The 13,238-nt window shown below is 38.5% G+C and carries 10 protein-coding genes; 9 read left to right on the plus strand and 1 reads right to left on the minus strand.

The window, feature by feature from the left end; translation table 11 throughout:
• Positions 1 to 171 precede the first annotated feature (171 nt).
• From I6H64_RS01510 to I6H64_RS01550, 9 genes are all read left to right on the plus strand, one after another.
• On the plus strand, positions 172 to 906 hold the full coding sequence (locus I6H64_RS01510) for a hypothetical protein (RefSeq protein ID WP_008841095.1): 735 nt from the start codon (positions 172 to 174) through the stop codon (positions 904 to 906).
• Positions 907 to 1,669: 763 nt separating this feature from the next.
• Complete coding sequence (secA2, locus tag I6H64_RS01515) at positions 1,670 to 4,039, plus strand: accessory Sec system translocase SecA2 (RefSeq protein WP_008841096.1); 2,370 nt, start codon at positions 1,670 to 1,672, stop codon at positions 4,037 to 4,039.
• Complete coding sequence (locus I6H64_RS01520; RefSeq protein WP_005918931.1) at positions 4,036 to 5,271, plus strand: preprotein translocase subunit SecY; 1,236 nt, start codon at positions 4,036 to 4,038, stop codon at positions 5,269 to 5,271. Before secA2 ends, I6H64_RS01520 begins: the two co-directional genes overlap by 4 nt.
• A gap of 19 nt (positions 5,272 to 5,290) precedes the next feature.
• Positions 5,291 to 6,952 (plus strand): accessory Sec system glycosyltransferase Asp1, encoded by a 1,662-nt coding sequence (gene asp1 / locus I6H64_RS01525; RefSeq protein ID WP_008841097.1) that lies wholly within the window; start codon positions 5,291 to 5,293, stop codon positions 6,950 to 6,952.
• Positions 6,945 to 8,543 carry an accessory Sec system protein Asp2 gene (gene asp2, locus I6H64_RS01530; protein ID WP_005917792.1) on the plus strand — a complete coding sequence of 533 codons (1,599 nt, stop codon included), beginning with the start codon at positions 6,945 to 6,947 and terminating at the stop codon, positions 8,541 to 8,543. Before asp1 ends, asp2 begins: the two co-directional genes overlap by 8 nt.
• Complete coding sequence (gene asp3 / locus I6H64_RS01535; protein ID WP_036685155.1) at positions 8,536 to 9,342, plus strand: accessory Sec system protein Asp3; 807 nt, start codon at positions 8,536 to 8,538, stop codon at positions 9,340 to 9,342. The genes asp2 and asp3 overlap by 8 nt, the downstream gene beginning before the upstream one ends.
• A gap of 41 nt (positions 9,343 to 9,383) precedes the next feature.
• Positions 9,384 to 10,832 carry a glycosyltransferase gene (locus I6H64_RS01540; RefSeq protein WP_008841099.1) on the plus strand — a complete coding sequence of 483 codons (1,449 nt, stop codon included), beginning with the start codon at positions 9,384 to 9,386 and terminating at the stop codon, positions 10,830 to 10,832.
• Complete coding sequence (locus I6H64_RS01545) at positions 10,822 to 11,670, plus strand: hypothetical protein (RefSeq protein WP_008841100.1); 849 nt, start codon at positions 10,822 to 10,824, stop codon at positions 11,668 to 11,670. The genes I6H64_RS01540 and I6H64_RS01545 overlap by 11 nt, the downstream gene beginning before the upstream one ends.
• A gap of 125 nt (positions 11,671 to 11,795) precedes the next feature.
• Complete coding sequence (locus tag I6H64_RS01550) at positions 11,796 to 12,032, plus strand: hypothetical protein (protein WP_002832187.1); 237 nt, start codon at positions 11,796 to 11,798, stop codon at positions 12,030 to 12,032.
• A gap of 236 nt (positions 12,033 to 12,268) precedes the next feature.
• Here I6H64_RS01550 and I6H64_RS01555 read toward each other — a convergent pair whose 3' ends face one another.
• Positions 12,269 to 13,111 carry a MurR/RpiR family transcriptional regulator gene (locus tag I6H64_RS01555; protein ID WP_008841101.1) on the minus strand — a complete coding sequence of 281 codons (843 nt, stop codon included), beginning with the start codon at positions 13,109 to 13,111 and terminating at the stop codon, positions 12,269 to 12,271.
• Between the last annotated feature and the right edge of the window lie 127 nt (positions 13,112 to 13,238).

Here is a 13,238-nt window from a genome sequence, read left to right on the forward strand (position 1 = left end):
GTAGAGGTAAAAATTATCTAGAAGTAAGATTACGAAGGGTCTAGCGAATAATAAAAAATGAACGCTAATTGATGACGTAGACAATTCACTATGTAGAAGTTATAATTAACGAGATGGAATTTTAACGGCCGGTATAATTGTTGTGCCAAAGCATAGATGAGGGAGTTTTATATGAAAGTGGAACCAAACGTCGTAATAAGTGAATTCATCGTTAATATGGTCGATGAACTTCACGGAGCAGACAATAGCAATGTAGACGTTGCTGAAAAAGTGAAGGAACAAGCAGACTCTTTGGCGGATTTTAAAGTTCCTTATTACGTATTAACGAACGGGCCGGGCAGGGAGCACGTTGATGATGGACTAACCATTGTTCATCTCGACTTATTTGAACATTTTCCTAACTTAACTTTGTATTTCCAACGGCTTTTACTGGCTTTTGACTTTTTAAAAGCCCACCCAGAAATTAAAAAAGCTGCCCTAACCGATGCGGCTGATGTAACAATGCTTAATTATCCTTTTGATAATGTACAAGAGGGTATTTTGTATATGGGTGATGAAACAAGCCCAATTTTTAACACGTCGATAATTATTAGTAATGATGCCCCCACCTACATGAGGGATTTTATTTGGGAAAATAATGATTTACCAATCCTAAATTTAGGTGTGATGGTGGGGACTCGGGATGTTTTAATCGAGTATTTAGGAATTATGGTTAAATTAATTACCGAAGCCGAATTGAAAGTCAAACAGGGAGATGCTTCTTACAATTTAGGGCATTTTGAAATGTTGATTTCAAATTATGTGGCCTACCGTTATTTTAGTAACCGCTTAATTCACGGTCGAGAGGTTAGTACTATTTTTAACGGGTTCCAAGAACGTAGTAGCGCCTGGTTTAAACATAAATAAGCGGGTTAAGGGATCTAAACTAAGCAGTGGTTAGCAATTTGACTATAAAGAAATGGGCTGGGAAGAGAGCTTAGCAAAGCTATTTTAAATCCCCCGTGGGTTAGATTAAGCAGCTTTGAAATTAATTGGGTGAGAGCCGATAATTTTAAGGCTGTTTTTGTATAAATGATAATTTAGTTAATGCAAAAAAATAGTTTTCTATTTTATGCTGTTTTTTTAAAATCTTGAGACAGACAATCTTGGTTAAGGGTGTAACATTAAAGGGTAATATAAATCAAGAATGTTAAATTATGAAAGCGTTGGCTAATTTATACAACAAAATCAGTGAATATAAAAAAGAACCTTCTCAATTACGGAAGGTCCCTAATCCAAAATAGGAACTAGTTAGTGATGCATGAAACCAACGGCCATGTAAACTAAGTTACTTAAGATAATTAAGAAGAAAACTACGGAAATAATTTTTTCCGGTGCTTGGCCCTTCTTTTTCTTTTGTGTACGCGGAGGAGTTTGGATTTCCTTCTCATAAGATACCCTTTTTTCGATATCCTTTTCAAGTAGCTGACTTTTTTGTTCGGACGAATTATTAATGGTAAAGACCTCCTTTAATTACGAGCTGTTCTTAATGCCATTTAAACAATTTTCTACTTAAAAGTAAATAGGCTAAGTAAAATCGCAAAAAAATTAACGTCGTGTAACATACTTCCTGTAAAAAATAAACGTGGTGTGTTACATTGAATGTACGATAAAGAATAGAGGTAGACAGATGAGATTCGATTTTAATGACTTTCGTCTCAGAAAGTATTCGAAAATCACTAAAAAGATTTTAGCTTTAGATAAAGAATACCAACAATTGACGGATGAGCAGTTGCAAGCAAAAACTACCTTCTTTAGAGAAAAACTCGCACAGGGTGCAAGTTTGGATTCGATTCTGGTAGATGCGTACGCCACCATCCGTGAAGCTGATTACCGAATTTTAGGGCTAAAACCATTTGAAAACCAAGTGCTAGGTGGCGTGATTTTACACTTTGGAGCAGTAGCCCAGATGAATACCGGTGAAGGTAAGACCTTAACCGCCACCATGCCAATGTACTTAAACGGGCTGACTGGCCCGGGTAATTTTTTGGTTACGGTAAATGGATATTTGGCAAACCGGGATGCGGAAGAAACCGGTAAAGTTTACCACTGGATGGGTTTAACTAGTACGGCCGGAGTAAGCGAAGATGACGAAGAATTAGATATGCATGCGGTTTATAACCATGACATTGTTTATACAACGAATAGTGCGCTGGGCTTTGATTATTTAACTGACAACTTGGTGGAAAATGTCACAGATAAAAAGCTTAACGATTTAAATTTTGCGTTAGTTGATGAAGTGGATTCCGTGTTACTTGATGCTGCGCAAACGCCATTGGTAATTTCGGGTTCTCCGCGGGTCCAATCGAACCTTTTTAACTCAACGGATCGCATTGTAAAAAGTTTGCAAAAAGACAAAGATTACGAATTTAGTGAAGATTTAAAGAGCGTTTGGTTCACAAAAGCAGGAATCAAACATTTAGAAGAGTATTTAGGAGTAGACGATTTAGTTTCTCCAAAATGGTCCGAATTATATCGTCACTTGGTATTAGCACTACAAGCAAATTATACGATTAAACGTAACCTAGATTATGTGGTGGTCGATAACCAAGTACTGCTTTTAGATAGCGAAAATGGTCGGGCACTGACGGGGATGAAACGTGAATCTGGAATTCACCAAGCGATGGAAGCTAAGGAAGAAGTCCCCCTTACTGATCAAACTCGGTCAATGGCTTCAATTACGTTGCAGAATTTCTTCAAGATGTTTAAGAAGCTTTCCGGGATGACTGGGACCGCGGTTACGTCTGCCCGGGAGTTTATGGACGTTTACAACTTACCGGTCTTAAGGGTGCCTACCCATAAACCGAATATTCGGATAGACCGTCCCGACGTTGTTTACGCAACCATGGACGAAAAAATTGACGCGACCATAAAATTAGTGAAAAAAGCATATGAAATTCAACGGCCGGTTTTGTTAAAAACGGGTTCGTTATCGTTGTCGAGATTATACTCACGGGTGCTGCTCAAAAATGGGATTGTTCATAACGTTTTAAATGCGCAGAGTGCGTCTAAAGAAGCGCTGATCGTTGCTGATGCTGGACAAGCCGGTGCGATTACCGTTGCAACTTCAATGGCCGGTCGGGGAACTGATATTAAACTTGGCCCTGGAGTAAAAGAAAAGGGCGGCTTGTTGGTAATTGGAACGGAACGAATGGATAGCCGCCGGGTAGATGACCAGTTACGGGGGCGCGCCGGACGACAAGGAGACCCTGTAGAAAGTATTTTTCTAGTTTCACTTGACGATAAAGTGGTGATTGAGAATGCTCCCGAATGGGTAGAAAAGTATCGAATTCGTTTAGCACAAGCACTTAAAGATGGTAAAAGAAAATACGGCGAACCGTTAAAAGGACGGCGCGATCGAAATATTGTAGAACATGCGCAACAAGCCGCGGATGCACAAGCTGAAGCAGGTCGTAAAAGTTCTGTGAAAATGGACGATACCTTACGGATTCAACGTGAAATGATTTATGATTTTCGTGATTACGTAATGTCTGATGGGGACTTGACTGAAATTACGCAACGAATTTGGGATAACTTTTTTAAAGCATACGCGCGCCAAAAGAACCTAACAAGGGAAAAATTGAGCGACTTTATCATCAATAATTTGGATTATAACTACAACAATTTACAAATCGATTCTAAAATTCTGGAAAGTCCCGAACAAATTGAGCAATACGTTGTAAACATTGCAAAACAAAAATGGGAAGATCAAAAAGTAATTTTAGATAACGAATTTAAGCAAAATTACTTAAAGAGGCTGTCAATTTTAAAGGCGTTGGACATGGCTTGGATTGAACAAGTGGATAACCTGACACAGTTAAAAACGGTAGTATCTAGTCGGGCGTTAGGACAGCATAACCCGATATTTGAGTACGAAAAAGAGGCCATGAATTCATTTAAACAAATGAAGAAATCATTTTGGCGCGATACGATCAAATATATGTTGTTGTCAGATTTGATCGTTGGTAAAAATGAATCAATTAAGGTGGAATTTCCATGAGAAAAAGTAGTGAAAAAAAAGAGTTGGTTTCTAGCATTGCCTTTACGCTGTTTATGATTATTTTAATGGAATTAGGCCGGCAAATTGCTGTTCCAGGCTTAGATCCTGAAATGAGTCGTAAAGCATTGAATGGTTCAGCTTTATTGAGAAATGTTTCAATGCTTACTGGGGGACAGTATAGGTTTGCATCGCTATTTTCGATTGGTTTAGGACCATACATGACTGGGATGATTTTATTTCAGGCCGTTCAGTTGGTTAATACTAATTTAATGGACAAGATTAGTGATTCAAAACGAGGATATATCCAACGGTGGATTACTTTAGTAATTGCGATACTTCAAACACTACAATTTATGTTTGTAATTCGCGATCAAATCACCCCTTCAGGAGTCAAACTATGGGGCTTTGATTTTAACGTGGCAACGGCATTCATGGTCTTAGTTGCGGGAGCAATGATGGTATCGTGGATGGCTGACATGACAACTAAATACGGGGTCGGCGGTGCTGGAGTTATGATTATGCCAGGAATCTTCATTAGCATGCCAATGATGGTGATGCACGGTCCCGGAGTGGGGAGCTACCAAGTTAAGACGTTTTCAACCAACCTTTGGATAGCCTTAATAGTATCAGTATTAGTGGTCTTTATTGCTACCGTATTTTTCAATAAGGCAGAATTAAGAATTCCGCTACAGCGGCCAAATATCCAAAATGATTTTTCAGAATCATACTTACCAATTCGCTTTTTAACTTCAGGAAGCATGCCATTCATGTTTACCACTACGGTGTTTATTATGCCTACTTATATTGCTAATTTTAATCCGGATAGTGGTTTTAGCCATTTTACTCAAACGTACGTTAATTTTAGTAATCCAGTCGGGATTGCAATTTATTGCGGAGTCGTAGTGTTCTTAAGTTACGCGTTTAGTTTTATGAACCTGCAAACGGAACGCCAAGCAGAAAATTTAAAAAAGTCGGGAGACTATATTTTTGGAATTGCGCCAGGTAAGGATACCAAAAAATATTTGAATTACCACGTAATTAGGTTAAGTACAGCTGCCAACGGATACTTTTTAACGGTAATCGCAACCCCATTAATAATTGGGTTATACGTACCGGGCGTAACTAATTTTACGTTTGCGTATTCTAGTATTTTAATCGTGGTTACAATTATGGACACTACGTTAGAACAGCTAAAGACAATGTACTTAAGAACGCAGTACGATCTTTTGTAAGTTATAAGGAGTAAAGCGAATGTTTTATATTGCCCCAGCATGGACAAATGATATTAAAGAATTAAATCACGATCCGTTAAAAAACTTGATCAGTTTGTTAAATAGCGGGGATAAACCAGTAAAATTACTGGTACTAAATTTCTTGCCTAATCTAAGGTATCTTTTACACGTAAATGGATTAACTAACCTCCCATTTTGGAACCTCTGGGACGCCATTTTAGGGATTGAGCGAACGGACGGGATGCCGCTTGGCCCGGAGAGTTTAGAGATCCCTGATGACGTGCGAATAGTCCAGGGGCCTTGGGCAATGCTCGGATACCGAGGAAATGAATTAGCAGCAACGTTGATTGGTAATAGTCAAGGGTTTGTTCAGACTGTGGAAAACATTGAGTCTGGAAAACACTTTTTTGATATCTACGATGACCGTGGATTCAAAGCTTCAACCAAGTATATGGATGAGGATCGATTAGTCCGGCAAGATTGGTTTGACGAAGTTGGACAATGTGTTTTGCGTTATGAACCTGATGCTAAAGTCCCTGTACGAATTTTAAGTAATTACGATAATTTTAACCATACTGAATACGCTAGTTTGGATGATGTATATCTAGAATTTGTTAATAAGAAATTTGCAAACGAATTTGATCCCCAAGCGGATGGCTTAATTGCTAGCAGTGGCGAAATGATTCGACCGCTGATGCTTAAAATTCAAAGGCAGATGCCAGTCACTTATGTGTTAGATCACCAAGGAACGGTTGATTCGACAGATATTAAAAAATTAACTCCACAAATTAGGGGAGCAGCTAGCTTTGTGGTTCCGAATTATGCAATTTTTGAACAATTTCAGCTTGAAGTTGATGAACGTAGTCAAAGCCATTTAGAGCTAGGCTATCCGTATGGCGCTGACATGCGTTTAGGAAATAGTAATGAAGAACGCCAACTAATTGTTTATTGGAACATTGGTGATGCAAATGATGATTCTAATATTACAAACGCGTGTAATGAATTAATGGACTATTATTTAAAATATGAAAATACTGGGTTAATAATAGCAACGCTTGATGAAGACAAGGCGAGGATCGTATCTTCAAAAATTTTGGACAAGATAATCGGCCAATACGATTTTCTCACTGAAGCTGAAGAACGGGAAAACTTAGATAAGATTTTACGTAACCCCAACAACGCAACGGAAGTGCAAAATTTAGTAAATCAAGTACGGTTCCGACTGTGGCAAGAATGGCAAATTGAACATCCAATTAAGAATGGCGAAATGACAGTAACGGTTGGCGAAGAAGCGCCAAGTGAAAAAATTGACTGGGAGAGATTTGCTACCGACATTGCGAACGTCCTTATTAGGGTGGAGCCGCAGGACTATCAAATTTTTGACGATTTATCACGCGCAAGAATTTTGGTTGATATGGGCGAACCGTATGACGCACGAATGCAGTTTAATGCGATTAGTGCCGGAATTCCCCAAATTAATAATGTTGAAAGTCCGTTTGTAATTGATCAGGAAAACGGATGGATTGTTAAAGAGGGGCACAGTTTAACGCAAGGGCTAGATTTTTATTTGAAAAAATTAGGCAATTGGAACGTAGCCTTGGTAAACACGGCTAAATATATGGAACAACTAGAATTTAGGCGTCAATCCGATTGGTGGGAGAGAAGGATACACTATGAGTAAAATGAAAATTATACATCTGGGGCCCAAGATTGAAGGATTAGCAGAACTAATTGAGAACGACTTTGAAATTTTTGACGTTCCATTGGAAGTTGTTAATCAGCCAATCGGTAAAGAAAAAAAGAAGTTGCTCATCAAGGGAGAACTAAACTTAGCTTTTCGCCATGATATGTTTTTAATTACCCAACCAGAATATTTAGCTGCTGAACAAAGCAGCCTTTTAAAAGAACTACCAGCAAATAACATTTTGATAGATGACCGGCTGGAACTTTCTAAGGAAGCTACTCAGGCGCTCCACCTGAAAAATGCTCAATTCATTAGCATTCCAAATGCAGAGAATTTGGCCAAGCAATTTAAAGAGGTATTTTATAATGACCAACTTGGTTTTAAATACACTTTTGATAACATCCAATTTGATTCTCTTTTTAAGGGAACTGTAAAACAATTGGGACATAATTATCTAAGAATTATAGATAATGATATTGAGGAATACCAACGAGTGGCTAATTGGGATGGCCCGATCGGTGTTGGGGGAAATACGCTCTGGGAAATTCATACGGAATTCAAACGTAATAACCCCACTACTAACGTTCGGTTACGAGTTTCACTAATAAGCCCCGCGGATGCTCAAATTTACTATTCCAAAGAGGTGGATAATGATCAACTAAAGAATGACATTCCACTAGAAGTCAATGACGATGGGGCCTTCATCCTTGTTGAACTGTTGGTTAAGGGTAAGGATGTCGACCTAACTATGGGAGCGATTACTTTAAACGAGGGTCGCGATGGAAGAGGAACTTTGCTAATTGGTGAAGATATGGAAATTGACGATGAAGCAATGGGAGAACCGCTGTACCATTACTTTGATCCCGGTGATTTCAAACCACCATTGATGGTGTACTTTTCCGGTTTTCGTTTTAATCCCGGTGTCGAAGGGATGTACATGATGCGGAGTTTAAAGGGACCAAGTCTTTTAATTGAAGATTTCCGAATCCTTGGGGGCGCATTCTACGTTGGGGGTAAGAAATTAGAGAGCCAAATTGTCAATCTTATTCAGTCAACTCTGAAAAAATTAGGCTTTAAACCAAATGAATTGATCCTATCCGGTCTCTCGATGGGAACCTTTGCTAGTTTATACTACTCATCGTTTCTCAATCCTGACTGGGTAATTGTTGGTAAGCCCTTAACTAGCTTAGGTGAGATTGCTGCTAACGAACGCATCAACCGACCTGGCGGATTTCCAACTTCTTTAGACGTGGTATTACGGTTAACTGGTGGAATCGCGGATGAGAATATTAAGCAGGCCGACGATATTTTTTGGAATTCATTTACTAAACATGATCATTCAAAAACTAACTTTGTAATTGTCTATATGAAAGATGACGATTACGATGGGGAAGCATTTGAAAAACTGGATCGCTTCTTACGTAAGCATTCACCGACGTCGCGGATCATTCATAAAGGATTTACTGGCCGGCATAATGATCAAACTGGTGCTCTCGGTGCTTGGTTTAAAAATCAATACCAAAATATATTAACAACCAACTACGGTCGTGACTTTAGCCCGCAGGAGGATGATGAAGACGATGAGTAACTATTTTGTGATTAGATGGCCGTTACGAATGAATAATACGTACAGCTTTGGATCGGTAATCAACTATCAAAAAGGCAAAATTTATTTCAAAAATGAGCGGATGAGTCCGGGAGAACGAATCCACACTTGGAAATCAAAATTTAATTACCATATTCGTGATTCTGAATTTTCACAATTACCGTTGTTAAAAAGAGGGGTTAAGTATCAGGTAAATGCTAAGGCAGAGGTAGTTCCCGAGGGATCGGTTCAAGTCCAGTTAGATTTCTTTGATAATCGAGACGAAATTATTGATGGCCCGCTCACCATTGATTTAGATGGTGAATTTGTAGTTCCTGAAGAGATGGATCACTACCAACTTAGTTTGGTTAACTTGAATAATAGATCATTAGAATTCGAAAATTTAGTGATCGAACCCTCAGAAAGTGAGTTTGCAGTTGCCACAACTAGTGGTTACATGAATACCACCTATATATGGAACCGCCAAGACGATTTTTTTGAAGATGTAGAAGTCTATTTACGTAATCGACTGCTATATTCAGGAGCTTATTTAGGTAAAAAGAATACCCTACGTATTTTTGTGGAGTTTGACAGTCGAGCTAATTGGCAAGCACAGGAATTGCGGAAAGAAATTTCTACAACATTTAAGTCGTTTGAAAAGGTGGTTAGGAAAAACAAAATGGCGTTTGACGCACTATCGCCAAAAACAGTTTTACTTTCACCACAAGAAGAACGGTTAACCGCGGTAGAAAAGTATGCAACTATTGAACTGTCAAAAATATTGCATTTTTATAGGCGGTAAAAATAAATAATTTTAGAAATCCTATATTTTGGAGGAAAAATATGAATTTTTTTGTTAATGAAGCAATGGGAATTGGTAATTCGGGAGTAGAACACGCCCAATTTTACCGTGCAAAACGCTTTGACCAAGCTAACTTAGATTATAAATTCATCTTCATGGCACTGGTTGATAACCTACATGAAGCGATGGACAAGTGGAACTTACGTGACGACCAAGTAATTAATATTTGGGAGTATTTTGTTTACGGTGATGATTATGCATTACATGGTTTAAAGCAGCGTACCAAAGTAAAGAGTAAGAACGTAATTGATAGTACGAACACCTTACGATTAGAGAATAAAGTTACTTCAGCGGGAATCCGGGTCGTTCGGCATTATGTGAAGTTCCCTAATCCAAAGAAAAATCCACCTTTACTGGTTAGAATTGACCGGATTGAATTATATGATGCGCAGACTAATTTGCGAAAAGTTGCGTTTGAATTTTTACAGGATCCGCACAACGATCAAGGTAATCAAATTGTAAATATTCATTTATATAATCAACCTAATGGCGAGCTCTTCTTCCCTAATTCAGTCCAGTTGCGGAGATACTTTTTCCATCAAATTGAACGGTTATATTCTGGAAAGAATATCTTCGTTCTAGATCGTGGAGAAATGAATGAAGTTGCTTTAATGGATGAAGATATGCCAAAACCAAACCGGAAACTAGTGGAAATTGTCCATGCGGATCATTTAGCTGATCGGGATGATCCTAAAGCACCGTTTTGGAATAACTATTATGAATATGCGCTTACCCACATGGACCGGATTGATCGAATGGTGGTTGCTACCGAACTTCAAAGAAAAGATCTATTAATTGATTTTCCGGATAGGGGAAAGGAAATTGTAACGATTCCGGTTGGAGGAGTGGATGACGAAATTAAACAAGTCAAGGGCACTCCGCACAAAGAATTTAAATTAGTCACGATTTCTCGCCTAGCATCTGAAAAGCATATTGACTTAATTGTTAAAGCGGTGGCTAACTTACATAAACAAGGCAATAAAGTTAGTTTAGATATCTACGGTGCCGGCGAAGAAGACAAGAAGTTGAAAGAACTAATTGAAAAGGTTCAGGCTAAAAAATATATTAAGATGCGGGGGCTCACTCATCACGCTGACGAAGTTTATCCTAAGTATGATGCCTTTGTTTCGGCTTCCTTCTCTGAAGGATTTGGCTTAACCTACATTGAAGCGTTAAATGCTGGGCTGCCAGTAGTTACCTTTGCCGCTCGTTTTGGTTCTTTAGAGTTAATTGAAGATGGTAAAAATGGTTACTTAATGACCTTTAAACGAGAAGACTTAGATTTCGACGTCAGTCAATTAGAAAAGGGAATTCAAAAATTGATGGATCGAGACATCAAAGAAATGAAGGAAGACATCTTCAAGTCTGTAGAAAACTATCGTGATCACGTTATTGCTGATAAATGGAGGAAATTGATTAATGAACTATGAGTTGGTAAGTGTCTTACGACCAGAAACGGATAACTGGAAATCCCAAAAAGAACGCGTAGAAAAAAATAATGGAACTTTAATTACTTTATTTCCGGAACCACTTTTCGTTCGTTTGCGAAAAGAAGAATATTCCAAGATGATTAACATTATCGATTACGTTACTAAAAGAAATTACGACGAAAACAGTTCGCTATTTTTTGATAAAGTGGATACCGTACAGGGTGCCGAAATAATTATGAATCGGGACGGCGTCATTACAATTGTTAAAGACGGAGTAGTAATTGGAGAAATGCGAGTTTTCCCCCGCACCCGGCGGTTAGTGCAAGACATCAAATTCCTTAATGTAGATGGCAGTCGTGATATGATTGAAGAATATACCTTTGATGGTAAGCCTTTCAGTAATATTTTTTACTATGATGATAACGTCCAAGAAATTGATTTCTTTGATAATGATCAAAATGTTCGGTTACGTTATTACTTGTACGAAGGTTCAATTAACCTGATTACGATTGAAGATCCGAAAACTAAGGAAATTATTGAGAAATATGATAACATGTCCCAATTCCAAGCTGCGCAGGTGGCTAAGATTGTTAAGCCGGAAGATGAAGTAGGGATTACTTATCTAGGTATTGAATTAGATGCTTTAAAAGACACGCAATCTAAAAACACCCTTTACTTAGAGGAGTCTGCCTTTGATGGGGACCAAGTCAAGGGGAACCTGAAGTTAATTATGGAAGATGAAATTGATTACGTTCAACGCGTGGTAGTAAGTAGTGAAGATTACCAGAAAATGCTTGATTTAGGTTTAAACGTTTCCAAAGTCGAACCTAAACAATAAATTAATGAGTGGTGCAATCCTTAGTTTGTGAGGAAGGCCCACTCATTTTTTTGGTTACTTGAAAAGTGAGAAACTAAGGAATATAATACCGGAGACACAAATATATACGTTAAGGAGAATGAAGGATGGCTGAGAAAAAAATTAAGATTAACCCGAATGAATTCGCTTTGGCAGTAATCAGCGGCTCTAAGTTAGATAACCCCGATGATGTTCGCGCAAGCAAGGACGCACTAAAGCGTTACTTAACGGCCTACATGTTGATTGAAGAATTTAACGAACTAGAAGCAAGCCAATTTAAGTTCTTTAAGAAGGCGGATCGTGAAATGCTGGTTAAGGCGCTTGAAGGATTACGCCTCGACTAAAAAATGCTAATTTTTTTGTTTCAAAGTTCTGGAGCAGCTGGGACAAACTAAAGATTGCTTTACAAGGATGAAAAGATTTTTAAAAAGTTGTTTTGGTGATTTAACTTCAGGAGAGCCAAAAGTCAGTTTGTTCCGCGTAACCTAAAAATTGACCCTCATGCCCAATTCAGGCATGAGGGTCAATTTTTAGTTAATGCTTGTAAATTACTCGTCCTTTGTTCCAATTTCTTTTGGTTTTAAAACAACGGGTCATTTTTACGAGTTTTTTTAATTTCTTGGTGAATTTTTAAAGCAATTTTATGGTTGGTCTTGATTGCTACCGACATAAAGAGGGCGTCCACGATACTCATCTGCGCAATTAGTGCGTGAAGAGCTTCGGAACGGTATAGTGCTTCTTCAGCAACCGAAATTAGGGTAACGTCCGCCATTTTAGCTAAGGTTGCGTTGGCAGAACTGGTGATTAAAATTAAGGGAACTTGGTGTTGCAACGCTAATTTAGCTAAGGCAATCGCATCCCGGTCTTCGCCCGAATGCGAAATCAAAAGCATTACGTCCTTAGCAGTTAGACGAGTTGCTGCCATGATTTGCATATGAAAATCATTTGCGTAAACCACGTCTAGCGGGGTTCGCAGGAATTTATGATAGCCATCCAGGGCAACAATGTTACTAGCTCCCAGTCCAAAAATGCCCACCTGCTGGGCGTCTAATAAGAGTTGAACGCAGGTTGCTAAGTCAGCTTCGCTAAGGGATTTCACCGTGGCTTTTAAAGCATCTGCGTTAGCCGCAAAAACCTTTTCGGCAACGGTGACTGGCGAATCACTAGGACTAATCTCTGCAAAAAGGTTATCGGAATTTTCGGTCTGAGCGAGACTTAACTTTAGCTCCTGAAAATTTTTAAACCCCAAATTTTTAGCGAAGCGTGAAATGGTCGCGGTAGAAATCGCAGTTTTTTGACTTAGTTCAGAAATGGTGGCGTGACTAATTTGACTTTGATTCTTTAAAAGAAACGTTGCTAATTGGCGTTCTTTATCGCTGAAGTTGCTTTGGCACGCCTGAATACGTAACGCAAAATTTGACATTGTGTAGATACTCCCATCAAGTTTACTTATGTTCAGTATATCACTAAATCTAGCTCAGAAAAATAATTTCATGAAAGCGCTTGATTTATGTAAAATATTTTCATAGAATGGATATGGAATTAATTAT

The organism is Pediococcus acidilactici (genome assembly GCF_016127815.1).
Classification (GTDB): Bacteria; Bacillota; Bacilli; order Lactobacillales; family Lactobacillaceae; genus Pediococcus; species Pediococcus acidilactici.